Genomic DNA, 22534 nt, shown 5'->3' on the forward strand with positions numbered 1-22534 from the left:
TATGAAACCTTCTATGGAAAAAGTATTACTTCAAATAGCTTTGGATCTTAGTTCTAACTTGTCCAGCGATTTACATTATCAACGTCTGATTAACTCTATTCATCATGTATTCCCTTGTGATGCGAGTGCACTGTTTATTCTGGATCATGATGGTTGCCTTAAGCCTGTTGCTGTTAAAGGACTTTCTCAAGCAGTATTAGGACGCTGTTTTCCACCGCAAGTCCATCCTAGGTTAGAGGCTATTTTACAAAGCAAACATCCTGTTAGATTTGAATCAAATTCAGACCTACCTGATCCGTTCGATGGATTATTACTCGTAGATGAAAGTATCAATATAGAAGTTCACGACTGTTTAGGCTGCAGTTTATATGTAGAAGATACGCTCGTTGGTGTACTCACATTAGATGCATTAGAAGTGGGCGCTTTTAAAAAGATAGATGACATTACAATTGAAACATTTGCAGCTCTCGCCGCTGCGACTTTACATAACAAAGCTCTAATTAAAACTCTTCAAGACAGCAATCAGCAACAAAAGTCCATCAACCAGACCTTAATTCAGCAGGCTAGAATTCAAAAAGGCGAATTAATTGGTATTAGCCCTCAAATTACTCGCCTTAAATCAAACATAAGTACTGTTGCCCATTCAGATTATGCGGTTTTGATCAGTGGAGAAACAGGCTCAGGTAAAGAGTTAGTCGCTCATTCTGTGCATGCACAATCACAACGTAATGAGCTCCCAATGATTTATGTTAACTGTGCTGCACTTCCTGAATCGTTAGCAGAAAGTGAGCTATTTGGGCATGTCAAAGGCGCATTTACTGGTGCGAATAACCATCGAGCAGGTAAGTTTGAATTAGCCGATAAAGGAACGCTCTTTCTTGATGAGATAGGAGAGCTTCCTCTGCTAATTCAAGCAAAGTTATTACGCGTTATTCAACAAGGTGAAGTTCAACGTGTAGGCTCAGATAAAAACGTGATGGTGAATGTTCGTATCATTGCTGCAACCAATCGTAACCTAGAAAAAGAAGTGGAAGAAGGTCGTTTTCGTGCCGATCTTTTTCATCGCCTCAACGTATTTCCAATTCATGTTCCACCACTTCGTGAACGTGAAGGCGATATTTCTGTTTTATCCGGCTATCTACTCGATAAAGTTAGAACACAGTTCAACGTACCAAATTTACATATCCACCCAAAAACACTCACTCATTTAGAATCTAGCCCTTGGCTTGGTAATGTTCGTGAACTTGAACATACACTAATGCGCGCAGGCTTAAGAGCCATTCAAGAAAATGCAAACAGCATTAGTTTAGCTCATTTTCTTGGGGACATAGAACACACTAGCGATGTTAAAAATACATCACATTTATTACCAAATAAAAGCCAACCGATGAGAGAGTTAGTAGAAAGCTATCAAAAACAATTAATTGAACATGCATTATCCGAATCTAATGGAATTTGGGCAAAAGCAGCTGAATTTTTACAAATGGATCGTGGTAACCTCTATCGAATGGGAAAAAAATTAGGTATTTCAAATTGATACAAACACACAAATCGATGTCATTAACACATCAATTATCGTAGTCATTAATACATCAACAAGCAAAAAAGAAACAGCAAAACCATATAAATCAACAACTTAAAAGTGGCACATACTGTGCAATAGATGGTTCATCAATGTCGATTCAAATCTCGACTGGTTCAACAATCTATTGCACAAAATAGAACGCATTGAACTGGCATGATTTGAATAATATGTATTCAATAACGGAGTTCCAACTATGTTCTGTATCCAATGTGAGCAAACGATTCAAACACCAACAACAAAAGGCTGTTCTTTTGCACAAGGTATGTGTGGTAAAACAGCGGAAGTTTCTGACTTACAAGACATTTTAGTTTACGCATTACAAGGTGTTTCTTTTTGGGCAGAGCAAGGTCGCAAAGTTAATGTTATCTTTGATGAAATTGACCAATGGGCACCAAAAGCTTTCTTTGCCACGCTAACAAACGTTAACTTTGATCCTGAGCGAGTTATCGAATTCGCCCTTCAAGCACAAGCATACAAACAACAATTAGAAGAAACGGTACGTGCGGCAGCAACAGTTACTAACACTGAATTAAATGAATTATCTCCAGCTGCAAAATTCGAACTACCAACAGAAGCTGATCAAATCATTGCCCTAGCTCCACAAGCAGCCGTAAACCGTGGCCATGAAACACAACATGAAGATGTTATTGGCTTACGCTTACTTTGTCTTTACGGCTTAAAAGGCGCTGCCGCTTACATGGAGCACGCTCGTGTGCTTGGACAAACTGACAAAGACGTTTTTGCTGAATATCATCAAATCATGGCATGGTTAGGAACTGACCCAACAGATCTAGGTGAATTACTAGATTGCTCAATGAAAATTGGTTTAATGAATTACCGTATCATGGAAATGCTAGATACGGGTGAAACAGATACATTTGGTCACCCAGAACCATCACAAGTCAACGTTAAAACTATCGAAGGTAAATGTATCCTTGTTTCTGGTCACGATTTACATGACTTAGAAAAAATCCTTCAACAAACAGAAGGAAAAGGCATCAACGTTTATACTAACGGTGAAATGCTTCCTGCTCACTCTTACCCTGAGCTTAAAAAATACCCTCACCTTGTAGGTAACTACGGCAGTGCATGGCAGAACCAGCAAAAAGAATTTGCTAACTTCCCGGGTGCTATCGTAATGACATCAAACTGCTTATTAAACCCTAATGTGGGTCAATATGCAGACCGTCTATTTACTCGTAGCATCGTAGGCTGGCCTGGTGTTGCTCATATTGAAGGCGATGATTTCACAACGGTTATTGATTGTGCATTAGCGCAAGACGGTTTCAAGCACAACGAAATTGAACAGATGATCACCGTTGGATTTGGTCGTAACGCACTAATGGCTGCCGCTCCAGCTGTTGTAGAGCAAGTAAAAGAAGGCAACATTAGTCACTTCTTCCTTGTTGGTGGTTGCGATGGTGATAAATCAGAACGTAGCTACTACACAGACTTTACCGCTCAAGCACCTGAAGACTCAGTCATTCTGACATTAGCTTGTGGTAAATACCGCTTCAACAAAAACCAATTTGGCGATATTAATGGTATCCCGCGTTTATTGGATGTTGGTCAATGTAATGATGCATACTCAGCGATTCAACTCGCACTTGCACTCGCTAAAGAGTTTGATTGTGACATTAATGATCTTCCATTAACGCTGGTACTTTCTTGGTTTGAGCAAAAAGCAATTGTTATCCTGCTTACTCTATTTGCTCTTGGTGTTAAAGGCATTTACACAGGACCAACAGCACCGGCGTTCTTAACGGACAACCTACTGTCTATCATTCAAGAAAAGTTTGATATGCGCAGTATCGGTAATGTAGAAGACGATCTAAAAGCCATTTTAGCCGCATAATCAAATCGAATAAACTCATCAAGTTATGCCTCAGTTATCTGGGGCATTTTTCGCTAGCGTGTATTCAACACATTCTGACCAATAGAGAATAAACATGACACAATTTATTTGGCCAAGCACTCCAGTTCAACTTCGTTGTGATAAAAAATGGCAAGAAACAGATGATACGATTAGCCTACAATTAATCAGCGAACACAAAGAAACATTTGATTTTAAACCAGGTCAGTTTGTTAGCATCGGTATTGAAATTGAAGGTAAAATGGAATACCGCGCCTACTCTATCAGCTCAATTCCAAACCAAGATTTTCTACAACTAACGATTAAACGCGTTGAAGGTGGTAAGGTATCAAACTATCTAATTGACCAGTTGAATGAAGGTGATGAGGTTGCTGTTTTAGCACCAACAGGTCCATTCAACTCTATTGATTGTAAACCAAGAAAAAAAGTGGCGTTACTAAGCGCTGGCTGTGGCATCACTCCTATCATGTCGATGACGAAATCGTGGATAGCTCAAAATAAAGATATAGATATTACTTTTGTTCATATGGCAAAATCTCCAGAACACACTATTTATTTTGATGAACTTCAGTATTTAAATAATCAGCATACCAATTTCAACCTTAAATTATTACTGAAAAATCCCCAATTTACCGATTACCCCCAAGGTCGATTAGATCAAGAATGGTTAACAAAATTGTGCCCTGATTTAGTCGAAAGAACCGTATTTTTATGTGGCCCAACAAGCTTCATGGAAGACATGAAAAAATATGTTGAAGCAATAGGCTTAGACATGGCTCACTTCTTCCAAGAAAGCTTTACACCAATCGAAGCTGAAGTCAGTGAAACAGATGATGCCTCTGGTGTTGTTCAATTTGAAGTTCCTGCTTTTGGCGTTTCAAAAGAAATAGATAAAGGCGCAACTCTTGCTGATGTATTAGAAGAAAGCGGCGTACCGATTATTATCGCTTGCCGTAGCGGTATGTGTGGATCTTGCAAATGTAAAGTAACCAAAGGTGAAGTTTCTCGCACCAGTACAGAGACATTAAGCGAAGAAGACATTGCACAAGGTTACACACTGGCGTGTTCAAGCCAAGTTCAAAGTGATGTTGAAGTGAGTTTGACTTAATTACATTCGCTCAACGCTAAAAAGTCGATGGTTACTTTCATACCTATTGCAGTAAGAAAATAACCATCGTTTTTTCATATCTTCGCTGTACGACCGTTTAGTACATTAATCAAAATCACCATATAAAGCTAATGGGTCGACAGGCATAGATATCGGTTGCCAGCGATCGGTAAACGTATATTTAGCATAGAAAAGTAAATGATTCGGTTCATAGAAATCCGAACGTTGAATATCAATGGCGGCACCTAAATACCAGCGCTTACTTATTCTTTGTTCTACTGCTGCTTCTAAAGAAAAACCAAATCCACCACCACTGCTTGAATCAAGTGTTGCTCCTTCAACATATGGATCATCTTCTTTTGTCCAAGAGTTTGAGATTGAGCCACTGACTAAATATGACAGACCATTATTAATACGCTCATAATAATTTACAGGAATAGATACAGAGAAATAATCCTGAGGGCTATAATAACCGCCATATCCGTAGGCATATTCACTTAAATTCTTATCATAATTTAGATACATCAAATTTAAGCCTAAACTTAAACGTCTGTCATTTTCATTGATTATTTTCCAATATGTACCGCCCAACAAGCCTAAGCGAGTATTATCCTCTACTGATTTACCCGTCATTTTATGAAATTGCGCACTAGCCCAATAACCAACATCACCACCTAAATCGTAACTACCACCAAGCTTAATACCGGTTTTCATCACTCCGCCCCATTCATCACCTTGATGATTTGAAACGGTATCGGGCACCGTCATACCCGCATATGAGAGTGTACTGCTTGTTTCTGCACGGCGAGATAATGTCGCTTTCCATCCAATGTCGCCTAAATCGCCAGAAAGGTTCAAACCACCAACGATATTTTGTTGGTCAAACCCCATGGGTGTCGTTCCTATATCAGCACTCCATGAATCTGCTAACCACCCAATACCAAAAGCGGTACCCGTGTTTTTCTCATTCATCGACGCGGTTGTTTTATAATAATCAATATCACCAGAATTCAGATGTACTACATCGGCTCTAAGTTGCAAATGCCCATCGTATTCAGGCATTGGAATGATTGCTTCCACAGGTATTTGAACTGACTTGTTTGCACCTTCACGAGCACTGTAATCAACACCAAAAGAAACATACCCTTGATCTCGTGCATAGATATCATCAAGATCTGATTTTACGTTTCGAGTTAACCAATTATCATCAGCATCATGGTATAAATGTCGAAGCGGCATATTTTTAGGATTGTCATTATCTTCATTCTTAATCTGAGCTTTATCTTGAACAACCGCCGGGCCACCTTGCGGATCTAAAGCATCTTCAATGAGAGCCAATTTAGCCATATCTTTAGCTAAACCCCAGTCTTGTTGGGTCATGGCTACAGACATTCCATCCCGATAATCAATAGCATCACTATCTTGCTTATTACTTAACCCTTTAACTAAAAGCGATGCTTCTTGTTGATGCTCATACCTTGATAATATTCCTGCAAGTTCCACGCTATTACGACTCGATAGCGCTTTTTCCTCACTGTATAAATGCAATGCTAAGGGAAGAACTGTCTCTTCTTTTCCTAACGCCTCTCGGCTTTTAATTAGACCTAATAATGCATCATGCTGATACTGAGAGTGTAATTGGCTTGCTAAAGAGTAATAATACTCGGCCTCTTCATATTGTTCATTTTTATAAGCATACTCAGCAAACAATAAGTCTCGACGGATTGCTTGATCAATGGTTAGATTGTCATGAAAACTTTCTGTCTTGATTGATTGCTGCCAAGCTTCAAATTCAGAGTTTTGCTCAAACTTAAACAATAACTCCCCGTAATGAAGTTGAGTTTCCATCTCCCATGCATCAGCAGGATGTATCTTACCTAAACTTTCTACTGCTTTATCAGAAAAACCAAGTTGATACTGAATATCAATCAAAGACATGGTTGCATCTGGATTTGATGCATATTTAACTTTTAAACGTTCAATTTCTCGTTCAGCGGCATCAGGATCATCCTTCGCCAATACGTACAGAGATCCGAATGTTTGACTCATCTCCAATCGGTTTAAATTAGATATCATCGCATCACTGCGTTTTTCTTTTGATATTGCAGTAAGTTGATTTATTGCTTCAGGAGTATTGCCATGTCTTGCAAGATATAGCGCATAAGCAAATTTCATTTCAGGAGTCGGCGTTTCCATCGACCAGATTCGCATTTGCCTATCAGCACGCTGCTCTTGACCAATCAAATGAAGTGAATCTGCAACATCACTACGTAACCACGGTGATGAAGGAGGATCTGAAAGCAATTTATCTACGATAGTATTAGCAGCAACCATATCACCACGCTTCATAGCTTGATTTAGTTCAGCCATCAGCATCGATATTTCAACTTCATGAAAGCGTTCTGCTAATACTTTTTGAGCATTTTTAGATAATTTATGTCCACTACGTAACGCTTGCTCTTCGCCATAAAGTGCGATATTGACATTAAACCAGCCTCGCAATGCGGTTTCATCAAGGCTATTTTTACTCAGAGCTATTTTATAATAACGAAGGGCTTCTTCATTATTGTGTTGAACCAAAGCTAACTCAGCTAAATAGTTATAAGCATAGGGGTCATCTGGCTCAAACTTAACCGCTTGATGATATTTTCGACTTGCACCATCAAAATCCCCTCTTTTCATTTTTTTCTCACCTATTTCAAGGTAAGCCCAATAACTAGAAGAATTGATCAATCCATTCCATTTATCTGTATTTCGAAGATCTTTATCGTATTTTTTTGCTTTTTGAAAATAAGATAACGCAGCTTCTTGCTGACCTAAACGTAAATAAGTCATACCTAATGCACCTAAAATTTCAGGATCATTCGGGCGTGCTTTTAACGCCGTAAACAGCTTTTGCTGTGCATTTAGGTAATGACCTCTTTCAAGCTCTTTTAAGCCATCTAATTTGGCCATATAACGTGGATCTTTTCTTAGTTCTTTTTCTTTATCTAATCGTTTCTTTGCGTCTATCCATGCTTTTTTATACTTAGTGTTTGATGGGAAATAGCTAGCAAGAATGGCATACTGCAAAACAACATCGTCGGTGATGTATGTATCATCTAAACGAGATAGCCAGAGTGTACCAGCACTATTACTTACAGAGGGTTCTAAAGAAAGGCGCTGTAATAGTTGCATTGCTTCAGGATTAGAAGGGTTTCCACGTGAGATATGTTCAGCATAAGCTAATTGGAAATCTGGTACTCCAGGGTGTTCTTTATTCAATTTTTTTAAACCGAACAATACTCGTCGTTCATGCCCTTCAACTCCTGATTCTATTTTCAAATATTGAAGCTGAATTTCAGGTGTTGGCATACCATTAGGAAACAGTTTTTTTAATCCGGTTAATGCCTGCTTATTTCGCCCAGATCGGGCTTGCAGCATAATTTGCTGATATGCCACCTTGTTATCACCATAAAGTGAAAGTACATCATTAAGTTGTCTGGTTACTTTTGATTTTGGATGCTTTTGCTGTAATTTTTTTAAAATTACTTTCGCTTGTTCAACTTGACCTGATTTAGCCAAGTATTGCGCCTGAAAACTAAGTCCCTCAGCATTTTCAGGATCAATAGCAAATAACCGCTTTAACGTAGTTTGCGTAATATCAGGACGATGAAGTAACTGAGCATAAGTTAATTGTTTAATTAACCATGCTTTAGATTGAATCTTAGATACATCTTGTTGAAAAACTATTGGCTTATGATTATGAATATCTCGATTCAACGAAACAGCAGATACTGGTGCTGCATACATAGCCCCTAGCACTGCAAAAGAAATAAATTGCTTAATACGGTATTTACTTACTGACATACATTAACCCACTTAGGAGTAACACTGCCATCATCATTAAAAGCGTACAAATCTTCATGCCAACCAAGACCAAATAATGTCAGCACACTATTATAGTAATAATCATTTTGAATCTTTGGCAATTCTGCTTGGATTTTCTTCTCATATTCAACAACATGTGTATTTGAATCTAATGAAGATAATAAAGGTAAAATAGCCGCATTCATTCCGGTTCCACCTTGGTTTTTACCTTTGCCTGTTAACACATTTATTGTCTCAGGCATCCCTTTATTTCTTTCTATAGTACGAAGTAATGGCTTCATTTTACTAAGTAACAACGCTTTATTAGGATCACTGTTTGGTAGCATTCCTGCCCACAAATACACTCTAATTGCATTATAGCTGCCAACACTTTGGGTCTTTGAGTCTTTTTTAAATTGAGTTTTATCCCATTCAACCCAATCAGGACTATAGCCTTTTGGCATGGTTTCATTTAATAACCTTGCACTTGATTGATATAGTTCAGACCATTGGTAATTAGGGAAAACAGTATTCATTCGAGTTAGCAACTGCAATGGAACATAGCTCGGGTTTAAACGAACATGATTTTTACCTAATACAAACCCTACTTTACCCGGTAATAATACCGTTCCAAGACCTGACACTTTGATGGTTTCTTCACGTAAAATTCGACTTGCCAATAAATGCCCAAGAGATTGGTAGTAATGGTTATCCCACAATCTCCCAGCTTCAATCAAACTATAAGCAATCCATAAATCTGAATCAGAGGCAGAGTTAGAATCTAAAATACCTTGTGAACCATCAGGTAAAGTTCCCCATAACCAAGCTGGGAGTTGTGCGGTTAAATCTCCCCCAGCTAAATGCAGCTCAGTCCAGCCGAGTAATTCATCAAATGTTTTTTTATCATTCGCAATTAATGCAAAAAATAAGGCATAAGATTGACCTTCTGATGTCGTAATTGAGCGAGGATCACTATTATCAATGACTCGACCATTCTCAATATAATGTTGTTTAAAGCTTTCCCATTGCCCCCATTCACACTGGTTCTCTTTTATTAGTGCGGCTGATGATACGATTTGGGTTGGGTAATTTTCATCTTGAGCAATAGCTGAAGAAGAGCAAGTTAACGTGCCAATTAATAGACTCAATACCGTTAATTGCATTTTCATTATTCATCTTCCTCTGTGTTTAAACGTTTTTTGGCGATACGGCGAAGTACTCTAAATAAAATAATTGTAACCATTACAACTAATAATGCGGCAAGCAAAGCCATCACTAACGGGTGTTTTGAAAAGTGATACCAAATCAGCTGAGAAATAGGTAATTCACCTACGTAGTAGTGTTCCCCTACATTAAAACTTGCCACCTCATCATCTCGTAAAGTAATAACAGAACCAAACATTGCCGACACTTTACCGCTGTCATTTAAGGCTTCATTTACTAATGCGAAAGATTCCGGAGTTTGGGCTAATACACTCACAATGGTTCGCTGCGAAGTATAGGGTGATTCCATACTAGTGATAGCTGCAAAATTACCCGTTGTATTAATGCTGACTGAATCAGAAATTTGTTGGTTCTTTCCTGATGATGCCCCCCAAACTTTCTCTTTTTGAGATTCATTTTTACTTGGTAATTGAACAATGCGGTTCGATGCGACCAATTGAATATTTTCAATTTTTTCTTTGTTTATCGACGCTAATTCGGGAGTCATCCCTATCGTTAAAATGTCTTTATTTTCTAATTCACTTTCATTCCACTGATCAGTTAAAGCCACATTTAATACTGAATAACCAGTATGAGAACCAAATACCCCCATCATATTAACGAAAGTCTGAACCTCTTCTGTACTTGGTTGTTTAGGTAACACAACTACGGTTTCTGACAGATCGGCCATTCGTGTAAATGGATAGCCAGAATTGGCAAAAGCGCGCATATTCGGCATTTCAATATAATGAGAGAATCCTGAAAAATCGATGGTCGAATCAGAGTTGATGACTGCATAATTTTTACTTGGCTGCATAGTTTGACATTGATCTTTACCACCAACCGATGAAGCAAATCCAAACTCAAATTTCACTTCATTTTTACTACCAACTTGGAAAGCAGGAATACGAACCACTTGACCATTACCAAGCAAATCATCGTCTAACAAAGGGAGTCTCAAGTGAGTATTGTCATTCGATTCACCCGAGGTATTTAAATTAAACGCTTTTACAAATTGATTATTAACGCTCAAGCTCATTCTAGAGCCTGAGTTATCCATCAATGGTGGTGTATAACGATAATTCAAATCAAATGGAATGCCGTTACTTTGCCAAGTGAATAAATCAGGTGGCAATCTAAAGTGAAGAGAAATTGGCGGTGGATTTTGCCCTTCAACTTGTAATGTCATGCCTTCAGTTAACAGTTCTGATAACGCAACAGGTCTGTCTGTATTTATCCAATTAGGTGCATCATAAGGAGTACGAGGAACTAATTGTTTTGCTGAATTAATTTTTGCCGACGGTCCTGTTAGCAAATCTTGCCCTAGTGCCAACCCTTTTACTGCGGTAATTAAATCATCGCTGTCTCTACCCATTATCAACAACAATTTAACGTAAGGATCCGTAGGATGAGAAATCATTTGAATACGTGGCCCATCTGCATCTGGAAAATCACGTAAAAAATCAGGTTTACTATCATTGGTAATGAAAACAATGGCATCACTTTTTGGTAATTGATCTTCCAATACAGGGAAGGTCGCTCCACGCCATTGAGCTAATGCACCAAAATAGGACGAGGCAATACCTGCCGCTTTAATTTCATTAAGATCAAGCTTCTCACCAAATACCATTGGTAAATTAACATGCTTCATGTCTCTTGAATCAAAAAATGGAGCGGGTAATAAACTTAAATCGTTATTAATTTTTGTTTTTTGAGTCGCTAATGTAATTGTACTTTGAGAGCTGATTTCAGTCCAAATACTATTGTCATTTGGATTACTGCATGACATAGATGCATTACCAACCAATTCAAATTTGAGTTGGTTAAAATCAGTAAACAAGCGCGGATCAAGCTCAAGATCAACATTTCCTTTCTGGCCTTGCATACCATCAGAAATAGCAACAACCCCAGCCAATTGATTATTAAAATACACCTTGATATGTGAAACCATAGAAAGCAATGCTGGTGATGGCGTAAAATCAAAATGAAGAGAAGCTGTGGACACAACCTCATCTAAACGTGAACCAAAACCAATATAAGCAGTACTTTCACTCCCCTGCAAGCGGATTGATTCTCCATAACCAAGATCACCAAAACTGAACGTTTCTTTCGTAATAATTGAAGATGCTTGTGATGTTTGTATTATTCCATTTTGTAATGGGGCATTGTCATTATGAGCCGTAGCCACTGATGCATTTGCACCCGAGCTCATAAGACCTATTGCTACTGCAAGAACGCTTATTTTTGTTTTAATCGACATAACTGATTGCACTCTGAAAATTGACTTTTTTTGGTTTAAATGTGAGTAAAAACTCACTTGTTATAGTTATTAGTTTTACGATAGCTCGCACCGTTTTAGGGCTATAAGCTATTGTGTTTTTGTATCCTTTTGCCCCAATTTTAAATACGCTGAGCATGCTGGATAACGGTTTGTCACTTTGATAACTTTTTTGCCATTTACTCCATACATCTGCACGAGCAAAAGTACATTGCACATAATCTATGTTCTGTTGTTTTGTTAATGGATCTAATTGCAGACCTAATGCTTTACCGTTGCTGTAAGTCACTTTTGTTGGGAACACAAAATGATGTTCGCCTCTCTGTAAAGCAATATTCAATGCATGACCTGACGGCAAATCAAGCGATGTGGGCAATTCAACACGTAAACCACCTAATGAAAAATCCTTAATATCACAGCGTACTTTATGACCTGAAGGCAAATGTACCGACATTGGAATATTGACCACCACACGGTGATCTTTTCTTACTTGCTTTGATTCTTCAGCAACAGCCACAGCACCACCAAGTATCAACAAATTGTAGAAAACCCACAGCAAGTTCACGACGACACTGCCCAACTCATCACTTGGTCCCCACCCTAATCGGTAAAGACCAAAGCCGATACCTAAAATATTAAGAATAACGAGCAACCAATAAGGCTTAGAAATGGACCAGTCGTAATGCGTTTCCTCAATTAACCCCCCTTTAGCAGTAACGTTAAACGTACCTTTATGCGGAGCAAACAACGCGACAGTCGTTGGTCTTGCGATATACCATGACAATACGGTTTCATACACTTCCCCCCAGAAGGAATAGCGATATTCCCCTTGCATTCGAGAGTTCGTCATACTTGCGTGAACCATATGTGGTAACACATATAAAATGATCGCTAATGCTGGCGCATAAATAATATACGTATGCATAAGTAAGAAAACTAATGGTGCAAGCAAAAAGATAATACGTGGAATACCCGACAAGAAATGCAACATCGCATTGGCATAACATAATCGTTGTTGCCACTTTAGGCCTTTACCTAATAATGGGTTGTCCACCCTAAAAATCTGAGCCATACCACGAGCCCAGCGGATCCGCTGTCCGATATGAGCAGATAAGGTTTCAGTTGCTAACCCAGCTGATAACGGTTTTCTCAAATACGCAGAACGATAACCTAATCGGTGCATTCTTAATGAGGTATGTGCATCTTCTGTTACGGTTTCTACCGCAATACCACCAACCTCTTCTAAAGGCTCTCGACGTAATACGGCACATGAACCACAGAAGAAAGAGGCATCCCATAAATCATTACCATCTTGAATTAAGCCATAAAACAAGCTTCCTTCATTTGGTACAACACCAAAGTTAGATAAGTTTCTTTCAAATGGGTCTGGAGAAAAAAAATGGTGCGGAGTTTGAATTAAACCCAGCTTTTTATCCTTTAAAAACCACCCCATTGTTAATTGGAAAAAAGCACGTGTAGGGATATGGTCACAATCAAAAATGGCAACAAATTCACCAGAAGTTTGCTTCAAAGCATAATTTATATTACCAGCCTTAGCATGCTCATTCGTTGGTCTGCGGATATAACCGACTCCCACTTCTTTCGCGAATTCTTTAAATGAATCTCTTTTTCCATCATCAAGAATAAAGATATTCAACTTTTCTTTTGGCCAATCAACGCCTAAAGCCGAGTAAACCGTTGCTCGAACCACATCCAGATCTTCATTATACGTTGGGATCATCATATCAATCGTTGGCCACAGTGATTGATCTTCTGGTAATGACGCAGGTTGTCGATTTAAAGGCCAAATATTCTGAAAATAACCGAGAATCAGAACAATCCATGCATACGTCTCTGCCATTAAAAGTACACAGCCTAAAAATAGAGCTAACGGATCATCCCAATTTAATGAAGAGGTATATCGCCACCAGATATAACGACAGGAAACCGTAACAGACAATGTAATCAGCAATATAGTTGGAAACTTACCCGGCATACGTCGGAACATCATACCAAGAGACCATAAAGCGAAAATAAAAAACGCTTGTGCTGTTAAGCTAAATGGAATGGTGAAGCACAATAGAGCAAGCGTACAAACAACAAAGCCAATCATTGTATTAATTACGCGTTCACTAAATATTGAATTGCGTTTCTCAGAGGTCTCTTTCTTTTTCAACTCACTGTGCTTAGAGTAATTCTCTAACCATGTCACAATAGAAGTAAGCCCTTTTAAAGGAAAATAGAAAACACGATTAATTTGTGCCCAAATACAACTAAGCCATTGAACTAAAGAAACGTTTTGAGTCATTTTCTTTGGTTGAACAACACATACGATCCAAATCAATTGAATGAACATTCGCAATGGATCAAAAAACTTTAATTGCGAGAAATCAATCTGTGGAAATAAGTAATACGGTAACTTCCAACTATTAACACCTGAAATAACGGGTTTTAAAAAACAAAAACAAATCACAAACCATAAAGACAATACCAATTGGCTAAGGTAAGTAGGTACTTTATTCTGAGTATAAAAATTCAATTGCAACCGAAACTCTCGAACGAATCTTGGTTGAAACAAAAATGAAAGCCAGCCAAACATAGGTTATTTACCTTCTATCGCTTTCGTCGAAAAATGAGTTAATAGCCAAAAAGCTAATTCATTAATGCCCTGAGAGATTTGGCTATGCGGAGCATAATTGAGCACTAAACTAAGTTGTGAGCAAGCGTCTGGTACAGCAGTATCAAAGTGTAAGAACATGGGCAAACACTGTTTATCTAATTCATATTTAAGAACCAATGATAAATCAACACTGTTATCGCTTTGTGGCTGATAGCCATTAATCAAGTAATAAGGTTTATAAAGTTCTTCAAACCGGCGAAAAATAGCATTCTGTTGGATATATGCGTAATTTTGTATGTCGGGTTTTGTAACACACAGCACCATATCTGCACTATTTAATAATGCATCGTAACTTTCATTAAGGTCATGAACTATTGGTAGTAAAATAATTTGCCACATATTCGTTAGTTCAGACTGAGTAGGAAATATATCCAGCAAACCTTTAGATGTGCTCAGCAATTTTTGTTGAAATGCCAATCTCTCCTCTAACGTTAATCCGCCATAAGGAATAAATGAAAGAGAATTCGGCGTCATATAAGCTGCATTTTTCCATGATTCGCCATTAAGCCATCGTTTAGCCCAGCCATCTTGAACCGACAAATCCATCGCAAAATGAAAACGCATTAAATTTTCAGAGCGAGCATCTATAACATGAACATTTTCTTCATTTAACTCTAACGCTTGAATTAAATTAGCGGCAATAGTCGTTGATCCACTACCACCACGAATACCAGTAATTATTATTCTTTTCATAACACAGATACTTTATTGAGTCTTTTATCATTAACTTTATTTTTGAATGTATTATCCGTACTATTTTGACTTTCAGATAATAAATCTAATGCTCGCCATGATTTTTTAATTTTATGATAACGTTCATTTTCTGTTAGCTCATTATATGAACGTTCATTAGTATCAAAGGCAGAAAATAAGTCAGTAATATCTTGGCTAAAATGACTAGAGATAACCTATTCCTTAGTGGATATTGAATCCAAATTAATTTAACAATTAATTCTATTACATATGCCTATAGATATAATACTCAACATTTGTATCATCTTTGAGAATGGGTGTTATATTTGTACAGTAAACTTTTAAAGATAAATACATACCAAAAAAAAGAATATAAGATAATTCTCTTAATCTAGAATTAAAAATAAAAACAATATCATGTTGTTCTTATTTTGTTATTAAAATAATCAGAATAATATATAAATATAAAGATACACAATGAGTAAACGTCATGCCGCAAAGTCTCAAAAACACTGATATTAAAGAGAAAAAATTAAGTTCAAGTATATACATATCAACATTCAGCAATCGTACACTGCTTATTAGCAATGTTAATAAATTGATAGAAAGTGATAACCAAAATGCATTTATTTGTTTCTCGCCACTTGAATCATTCATAAAATCATTAGAAAATGAGTTCATATATTTATTTAAATCTAATTTAAGTAAATATTGTGAAAACATATTTTTCGCAAAAAATAAAAGCATTACTTCATTAAAATCATTAGCTAACGACATCAAGAAATTACAATTCAAGAAAAATAAATCCATAACAATCACAATACCAGATAACATATTTGCAACATCAAGTGAGCGTGATGTTATTTCATTTATAAAAGAATTAAGATTTTTGTCCATTGAAAGAAATGCAACTATAAACCTGTTTATTTATGGGCGAGATGTACACTTAATAAAAAAATCAGTGACACAACATCCTAATCTATGTGCTGGTTATACTAATTATCAAAGTATTGATAAAAATACATATTTGGAACATATATATTATTGGGGATTAAATACTGGCATGAATGGGGAGAGTGAAACATACCACTATCTCAATAACAACGTCCCTAAAAAATATGACACAGTACAAGCACAATCAGCACATTCTAATCTTGATGATGAAGATACCGTTTATATTTCAAAAACAGCAATTGACTACGGCTACAAAATACCAGATACGATGATCTGTGCCTCAACAAATTCTGAGTTAATAAACAGCTTACGAGCGGTGTCAAAAGCAGCAATTGTCTTAAGTTGTTCAGATCAAAGCAGTGTATCTCAACTAGGAATTCAAACTTATCAATTGCGTCAGCAACACGGGCAAAACGTTAAAATCATCATTAAAGAAATGAAACCATGCTTACGCTATGCTGATGAAATGTATTTATTACAAGCTGGTATCAACTTAATTGTACATTTTGGAACTCGTTTTTCTAGAATGCAAAGCAGCATTGAAATGTTAAAAGGTCAAAGATTTACTCGACCCTTACCAAGTTCCGTTGAAGATCTTCTTAGCTTCCATACTGAAACGGCCACTGTTAAAGGCTTTATTAATGCTCCTGATTTCATTAGTTACACCAAAAGTTTCCTGCCACAATTAGAAGCAGTTCAAACCCAATTTGCGTTGATCAAATTGGAACGCCTTCCCAATATTAACGTTTCTAATTATTTATCAATGTGCAGTATTCAAAGAGAAGGCGATATTATGACCATCAGTCGAAACTCTATATATTTATTTTTGCAAGGTGTGCGAATTAACGATCTCGCTACTGCACTTCACAACATTTTTAAATTACCGATTCAAGATATCTTTCTCAGTGAAACAAGCTTCACCTCAATAGGTCGGATTGAACATGAATTACAGAACATTGAGGAAAATAGCATTGATATAGAAGACTTTTCTTCATATGAGAGTAAAAAAGTAGAGACGTTACCAACGATTCCACAATCAACTTCTCTTGCCATACATAAACCGTTGGATTTTTAATATCATGAATATTCAAGACTTTATTCTTACTGCTGTATTCAGTGGTTTAACAGGCCTTATTATTGGCTATTTTTTGCGTGATCTTCTCTCTTTATTGTGGCGATTCTACACAACCAAAATCCGCCAACCAAAGCATCTAATTCAATATCATTTTGAAGATATACAAGCTCATTCCTCTCCTACTACGGCAAGAAAAGGAAGCTCAAAATAATGAAGACTCACTCATCTCAACACACATTAAATGGCCTTGGTTGGTGGAATATTTATTTCATTATAAAAGTTGGGCTTTTCTTACAAGGTACCATTGATTTTCATCCAATCGAAAATTTTGCATTAGTGGCTTTTTTATTGTTCCCAATACGCCATAAAGTACTGAATGTTATTCGTCAGTGTCTTGCTGTACCCTTTGGTTTATGGTTAATGCATTATGATTCGTTTTTACCACCATTAGACCGTTTATGGAGTCAAATGGGTCAATTATTACAATTCAATCTCAGCTATTTAATTGAACTTGCCTCAAGATTTGTATCGTTAGAAACACTGCTTGGCTTATTTGTATTAGTTTTTGCTTATTACTTTTTAAATCAGATATTTCGTATCTCTGTATTTGTTATCATTGCTTTGGTCGCCATTAGCCTTCCTTCTGGTTTATTTACAGAACAATCAAAAGCAGTAGCTAACGTACCGTCACAACCAGACATCACACAAAACACACAAGTTTCCACTCATCAGGCGGATGAAACTGGACCTGTAAATGATGTGGTTTTAAATAACGCAAAAGAACTCTTTTTTAGAAACGAAGCACAACGTAGAGTCAGCTTTCCAACTACATCACCATCAACGGACTTTGATCTTCTTTTCTTAAGCATTTGTTCTGTCGCTTGGGATGATATTGAAATTGCAGGTTTAGAAAATCACCCTCTATTTAAAGAGTTTGATGTTATGTTTGATAATTTCAGTGCGGCAACGTCTTATAGTGGCCCTGCAGTCATTCGCCTATTAAGAGCCAGCTGTGGACAAGAAACACACCCAGAATTATTCAAAGCACCAGCGTCAAAACAATGCTTCTTATTTGACAACTTGGCAAAGCTTGGATTCCAAGAAAATCTATTATTAAACCATGACGGTAAATTTGATGACTTCCTTGGTTTATTAAAAGAAGATGGTGATTTACAGGCACCTTTGCTGTCTCAAGCAGGGTTAACTCAATATCAATCTGCATTTGATGGCTCACCCATTTATCGAGACAAAGACGTATTGAATCGTTGGTTAGATAAACGTGAACAATCACAAGATAGACCTGCCGTTGCATTGTATAACACCATTTCACTTCATGATGGTAACCGCATAATTAAAGCCAGTGGTAAAGTTGGCCTGGTTAGCTACAAACTACGATTAAAAAACCTATTAGATGATTTGTACGGGTTTTTCCAAGAGCTGAAAACATCAAATCGTAATATTGTTGTGATGCTAGTACCTGAGCATGGTGCCGGTATGCGTGGAGATAAAATGCAAATTGCAGGGATGCGTGAAATTCCATCATCAACCATTGTTCATACACCTGTTGGAATGAAGATCTTCGGTCAAGGTATGACACGAGTTGGTAATACCGCACATGTTTCAGCGCCATCAAGTTACTTAGCGGTATCGACGTTAGTGAGTCGTATTATTAAAGAAGATATATATACAACGAAAACGTTCAATCCAGATAAATTAGTTAAAGATCTACCTATAACAAAAATGGTAGCGCAAAACTCTGGGACTACCGTTATGGAATACAATAAGAAACCTTATGTATCCCTTGATGGCACAACATGGTCTGAATACCCAACAAAATAAACTAACAAAAAAGCCCAAAGTAGTTATTCATACTTTGGGCTTTTACATGCTTACCAGTAAATTTTTAATTTATAGCAATGCACTATTCACTTTAATGATTAACTTCTTCACTGCCGCTGGCATATCATTGACAGCCACAAGAGGACGATGAGGTTGTTTAGGATTAAAGATAATAAACTCGCCTTTTACTAGCGTCACAAATTGCTCATCTTTTACCTCATTACTAAAAGCGATGTCTTTCTCTTCTAGGTAATCGTCCTCAATAGAGATTAATGGATACTCACTGTAACCAAACGTCTCACTGCCTTCTAATAACAGCTGTACATCTAGGTATTTGTGATGAATTTCAGAACGGCGGTTTTCTTGTAACTCTGTTTTATCATCAACAATAAAATACACCGACTCATCATAGGGTAATGGATAATTACCTACCGCGGTATTTTGTGCCGTTTGCTCTTTTACGTATTGAATTATCTCGATAATCACAGGATGTAAATCTGCCCCTTGAATATCTTCACTCCATTTACCTATAAACACGATGACCTCGAATTAATGCGTTTAATTGAAGCAAAATAGTAGCATGAGTTATTCATATGGGTAAGCTATAATCAGCACAGTAATTCATTGATGATACTCAAAAAAGGGACTTCATGGCTAAGCAAAACCCTATTTATCTTATTCGTGTATACGCAGCAAAAATGCTAATCGAACATGCAATGAAGCATTATGGATTAAGTCATTCAGATTTTAATATGCCGAGTGATTTACTTAATTATGAATTAAAGTTAATGCCCTTACGTGACTTTGAAGCCTTACTTTGCAAAATAGAGACGTTAACTCAAGACCCTACTTATACTGCCAAATTATCTCAATCAACCAACTTGAAACAATTTGGACCATTCGTACAACTAATCGCAAGCTCAACCAACCTTGGTATGGCGATCAAGCGAGTAAACACCATTCACAACGCTATCCAATCCGGCGTTCAAGTAAATATGTTACTTAGTGGTTCTATTGCCAAATGGCGTCTCTTAAGCCCTACGACACTACCTCAAGCAAGAATTCATGAAAGTATTATTGCCGCAGGCTCTTTCCTACGTTTACTCAAATTATTTCACGGTGAAGATTACCAACCTATCGCTATTCATTTAACGGGTACACCTACAAGTCATCAAACCGAAATTGAATCCATTTTTAATTGTCCTGTGAAATGGAATTGCCCAAATACGCAAGTTTGGTTTCCAGTTAAAGACATCACCTGCCCAAGACGTTTCGAATTACCGACATCACAAGTAAAAGCTTTTACCGTTGAGCAAGCAATGAGTTATATGCTGATACCTCAACCTCATGACATCATTAAAGTGGTTTTTGAATTAACTAAATATGCCTTATTTTATGGCTACCCAACCCTTGAGTTTGTGGCTGATAAAGTAGGTCTAAAACCACTGACGTTACAACGTCGCTTACAAGAACAAAGCATTTCATTTACCAATATTGTCCATCACAGTGTGTGTGACGAAGCGATTGCATTAATGAATACGCAATTGAATATGGATGAAATTTCACAACGTGTCGGTTATAAAAATACCGCTTCCTTTTCTGTTGCTTTTAAACGTATGTATGGTGTAACACCACAACAATATCGACTGGACCATATTGAATAACAACACTCAACACCACATTCAAAAACATCAAATTTCGATAAAATATGATATAAATAAATACTAAATATCGAGTTTTTTCCAATTTAGCTACATGATGCTCGCCCATTATTATTTAGGTGAGTCATTTATGAGTTTAGTCAGCATGCCGTTTGTTGGTTCTGGACAAGATTTAGGGTTACATATCGCAGCAAGCGTCGTCATGATAGGAAGCATAGTCGCTCTTGGTTATGGTTTTTGGAAACTTCATGAATTACCAATTAACAAAGCACATAGCAAACAACATCAACAAATTGGTCTAATTACCGCCCTCACATGGATAGGATTTGTTTGGCATTGGGTGTGGGTTTTAGCCGTTATTTGTGCCTTTGTTGATGCAGAAAAAGCCTTAATTAAAGTTCGAGATATTTGGCGACAGCCTCCAACCATTGAATCATCGACACAAGAAGCATCGACGGCTAAATCAACTCAAGAGGAGAATCATCATGCTTGAGGGGTTAGCGGTATGGGCACTTTTTATATACCTACTTCGAATGGTGGGCATGCCTTGGAATAAATTTACCCAAGCTTTTGCTTATATTGGTGGCGGCTCTTGGTTGCTATTTGTATGGGCCGGATTACTCAATTATACCCCAATGGATCTTTCTGGTGGTTCTGTCGTTCAATCGCCACACATTCAATTACGTCCAGCAAGCACTCAAATTAAAGGTACCGTAAAAGCCATTCATATTAAGCCAAATCAAGAGGTCAAAAAAGGACAGTTGGTTTATGAACTCGATGATGAGCTTTATCAAATTGCACTAAATAAAGCAGAAGTGGCTTTTGATGCCAGTGAAGTGGCACTCGCCGTTGCAAAGCAAAATGTAAAACTGGCCAACCAAGCCATTATTGCTTCAGAAAGTGATATTGTGGTTAGTCAAAAACAAATTGAAGCAAAAAGCCAAGATTTGAAATACAAAAAACTGACACTGCAACGTTACGTTGAGCAAAATAGAAAAGTAAAAAATACCATCACACAAAGCGCATTAGATGAACAAGGTACGCTCGTTTCTATTGGTGAAATTGACGTTGCTAGTGCCATTGCTCAACTTGATAAAGCCAAGTTAGCAAACGAAAAAGCCCATCTTGATTTCGACAATGCAAAGTTAGGTGTTAAAGCAAAAGAAAGTGAATTGGCCAGCGCACAAGAAAACGTCACACAAGCACAATGGAACTTAGACAATACAAAAGTGTATGCGCCAGCAGATGGTTATGTTACCAACTTTATCTTACGTGAAGGTCAATACGTTGGCACCGTTCCTCGTATGCAAATGTACACCAATGAAAAATACGTATTAATGCGTGTGAATCATCAAGCCATACGCAATGTAAAAGTTGGGCGTCCGGCAGAGTTCTCAAGTGCGGTATACCCAGGAAAAGTATTTGTTGCTGAAGTAGAGGGCATTGTTGAAGCGACTGGTGAAGCACAAGCAAACTTATTAGGTCGTGAAACGAATGTACGTCAAACTACAGGGTTAAACGTTAATAATAAACATCATTTTGTTCGTTTAAAACTGCAAGAAGATCAAGGCTATGATATTCCTGTTGGCTCTGTAGGGTTAGCATGGATATCAGGTGAAAAACCAATTGGTTTCATGGCCTTTTTAGATGTAATTCGTGGCATTATCATTCGTATGAAATCACAAATTTACTTCTTCTATTCTCTATAAACACTTCCGTTTTGCCCTTCTGCTCAA

15 protein-coding genes are annotated in these 22534 nt (G+C 37.4%); 9 read left to right on the forward strand and 6 right to left on the reverse strand.

Features of this window, described 5'->3' with window-relative positions:
* The first annotated feature begins 1 nt into the window (after position 1).
* The 3 genes from norR to GNP81_RS14340 all read left to right on the forward strand — a co-directional run bounded on the left by norR (position 2) and on the right by GNP81_RS14340 (position 4566).
* Positions 2–1537: a nitric oxide reductase transcriptional regulator NorR gene (gene norR / locus GNP81_RS14330; RefSeq protein ID WP_155673857.1), complete on the forward strand. Its 1536-nt coding sequence runs from the start codon at positions 2–4 to the stop codon at positions 1535–1537.
* A 241-nt stretch (positions 1538–1778) separates the two neighbouring features.
* Entirely contained in the window at positions 1779–3440 is a 1662-nt protein-coding gene (hcp, locus tag GNP81_RS14335) for a hydroxylamine reductase (protein WP_155673858.1), read from the forward strand.
* 94 nt (positions 3441–3534) lie between these two features.
* Positions 3535–4566, forward strand: coding sequence for a hybrid-cluster NAD(P)-dependent oxidoreductase (locus GNP81_RS14340; protein WP_155673859.1), 1032 nt, complete (start codon positions 3535–3537; stop codon positions 4564–4566).
* 105 nt (positions 4567–4671) lie between these two features.
* On the opposite strand, the gene GNP81_RS14345 is transcribed toward GNP81_RS14340, so the two are convergent.
* From GNP81_RS14345 to bcsQ, 5 genes are read right to left on the reverse strand one after another with little or no spacing between them, the layout of a single operon-like run.
* Entirely contained in the window at positions 4672–8415 is a 3744-nt protein-coding gene (locus GNP81_RS14345; RefSeq protein WP_155673860.1) for a cellulose synthase subunit BcsC-related outer membrane protein, read from the reverse strand.
* A complete protein-coding gene (gene bcsZ, locus GNP81_RS14350) occupies positions 8406–9584 on the reverse strand; it encodes a cellulose synthase complex periplasmic endoglucanase BcsZ (RefSeq protein WP_155673861.1) in 1179 nt (392 codons plus the stop codon). Before bcsZ ends, GNP81_RS14345 begins: the two co-directional genes overlap by 10 nt.
* Positions 9584–11878, reverse strand: coding sequence for a cellulose biosynthesis cyclic di-GMP-binding regulatory protein BcsB (bcsB, locus tag GNP81_RS14355; protein ID WP_155673862.1), 2295 nt, complete (start codon positions 11876–11878; stop codon positions 9584–9586). The genes bcsZ and bcsB overlap by 1 nt, the downstream gene beginning before the upstream one ends.
* On the reverse strand, positions 11868–14495 hold the full coding sequence (gene bcsA / locus GNP81_RS14360) for a UDP-forming cellulose synthase catalytic subunit (protein WP_155673863.1): 2628 nt from the start codon (positions 14493–14495) through the stop codon (positions 11868–11870). Before bcsA ends, bcsB begins: the two co-directional genes overlap by 11 nt.
* A gap of 3 nt (positions 14496–14498) precedes the next feature.
* The gene (gene bcsQ, locus GNP81_RS14365; RefSeq protein WP_155672539.1) at positions 14499–15269 is read right to left on the reverse strand and encodes a cellulose biosynthesis protein BcsQ; all 771 of its coding nucleotides are present in this window, start codon (positions 15267–15269) and stop codon (positions 14499–14501) included.
* Between the two features lie 490 nt (positions 15270–15759).
* Between bcsQ and bcsE the strand changes: the two genes are divergently transcribed.
* The 3 genes from bcsE to bcsG are packed head-to-tail and all read left to right on the forward strand — an operon-like array spanning position 15760 to position 19137.
* Entirely contained in the window at positions 15760–17298 is a 1539-nt protein-coding gene (gene bcsE / locus GNP81_RS14370) for a cellulose biosynthesis protein BcsE (protein WP_155673864.1), read from the forward strand.
* Positions 17299–17302: 4 nt separating this feature from the next.
* Positions 17303–17509 (forward strand): hypothetical protein, encoded by a 207-nt coding sequence (locus tag GNP81_RS14375; protein WP_155672541.1) that lies wholly within the window; start codon positions 17303–17305, stop codon positions 17507–17509.
* Positions 17509–19137, forward strand: a complete 1629-nt coding sequence (gene bcsG, locus GNP81_RS14380) for a cellulose biosynthesis protein BcsG (protein WP_155673865.1) — start codon at positions 17509–17511, stop codon at positions 19135–19137. The genes GNP81_RS14375 and bcsG overlap by 1 nt, the downstream gene beginning before the upstream one ends.
* Positions 19138–19206: 69 nt before the next feature.
* Here bcsG and GNP81_RS14385 read toward each other — a convergent pair whose 3' ends face one another.
* Positions 19207–19674, reverse strand: coding sequence for a NanQ anomerase/TabA/YiaL family protein (locus tag GNP81_RS14385; protein ID WP_336495484.1), 468 nt, complete (start codon positions 19672–19674; stop codon positions 19207–19209).
* A 113-nt stretch (positions 19675–19787) separates the two neighbouring features.
* Here GNP81_RS14385 and GNP81_RS14390 point away from each other — a divergent pair, with 113 nt between their 5' ends.
* The 3 genes from GNP81_RS14390 (at position 19788) to GNP81_RS14400 (ending at position 22507) form a co-directional block, all read left to right on the forward strand.
* On the forward strand, positions 19788–20801 hold the full coding sequence (locus GNP81_RS14390; protein ID WP_155673866.1) for an AraC family transcriptional regulator: 1014 nt from the start codon (positions 19788–19790) through the stop codon (positions 20799–20801).
* Positions 20802–20928: 127 nt separating this feature from the next.
* Complete coding sequence (locus tag GNP81_RS14395) at positions 20929–21291, forward strand: MFS transporter (protein ID WP_155657513.1); 363 nt, start codon at positions 20929–20931, stop codon at positions 21289–21291.
* On the forward strand, positions 21284–22507 hold the full coding sequence (locus tag GNP81_RS14400) for an HlyD family secretion protein (RefSeq protein ID WP_155657512.1): 1224 nt from the start codon (positions 21284–21286) through the stop codon (positions 22505–22507). Before GNP81_RS14395 ends, GNP81_RS14400 begins: the two co-directional genes overlap by 8 nt.
* Positions 22508–22534: the final 27 nt, after the last annotated feature.

The organism is Aliivibrio fischeri (assembly GCF_009727955.1).
GTDB lineage: Bacteria > Pseudomonadota > Gammaproteobacteria > Enterobacterales > Vibrionaceae > Aliivibrio > Aliivibrio fischeri_A.

Excerpts from the sequence above, each read along its gene's own strand:
- norR (WP_155673857.1), top strand. The coding sequence starts at position 2 with ATGAAACCTTCTATGGAAAAAGTATTACTTCAAATAGCTTTGGATCTT.
- hcp (WP_155673858.1), top strand. The coding sequence starts at position 1,779 with ATGTTCTGTATCCAATGTGAGCAAACGATTCAAACACCAACAACAAAA.
- GNP81_RS14340 (WP_155673859.1), top strand. The coding sequence starts at position 3,535 with ATGACACAATTTATTTGGCCAAGCACTCCAGTTCAACTTCGTTGTGAT.
- GNP81_RS14345 (WP_155673860.1), bottom strand. The coding sequence starts at position 8,415 with ATGTCAGTAAGTAAATACCGTATTAAGCAATTTATTTCTTTTGCAGTG.
- bcsZ (WP_155673861.1), bottom strand. The coding sequence starts at position 9,584 with ATGAAAATGCAATTAACGGTATTGAGTCTATTAATTGGCACGTTAACT.
- bcsB (WP_155673862.1), bottom strand. The coding sequence starts at position 11,878 with ATGTCGATTAAAACAAAAATAAGCGTTCTTGCAGTAGCAATAGGTCTT.
- bcsA (WP_155673863.1), bottom strand. The coding sequence starts at position 14,495 with ATGTTTGGCTGGCTTTCATTTTTGTTTCAACCAAGATTCGTTCGAGAG.
- bcsQ (WP_155672539.1), bottom strand. The coding sequence starts at position 15,269 with ATGAAAAGAATAATAATTACTGGTATTCGTGGTGGTAGTGGATCAACG.
- bcsE (WP_155673864.1), top strand. The coding sequence starts at position 15,760 with ATGCCGCAAAGTCTCAAAAACACTGATATTAAAGAGAAAAAATTAAGT.
- GNP81_RS14375 (WP_155672541.1), top strand. The coding sequence starts at position 17,303 with ATGAATATTCAAGACTTTATTCTTACTGCTGTATTCAGTGGTTTAACA.
- bcsG (WP_155673865.1), top strand. The coding sequence starts at position 17,509 with ATGAAGACTCACTCATCTCAACACACATTAAATGGCCTTGGTTGGTGG.
- GNP81_RS14390 (WP_155673866.1), top strand. The coding sequence starts at position 19,788 with ATGGCTAAGCAAAACCCTATTTATCTTATTCGTGTATACGCAGCAAAA.
- GNP81_RS14395 (WP_155657513.1), top strand. The coding sequence starts at position 20,929 with ATGAGTTTAGTCAGCATGCCGTTTGTTGGTTCTGGACAAGATTTAGGG.
- GNP81_RS14400 (WP_155657512.1), top strand. The coding sequence starts at position 21,284 with ATGCTTGAGGGGTTAGCGGTATGGGCACTTTTTATATACCTACTTCGA.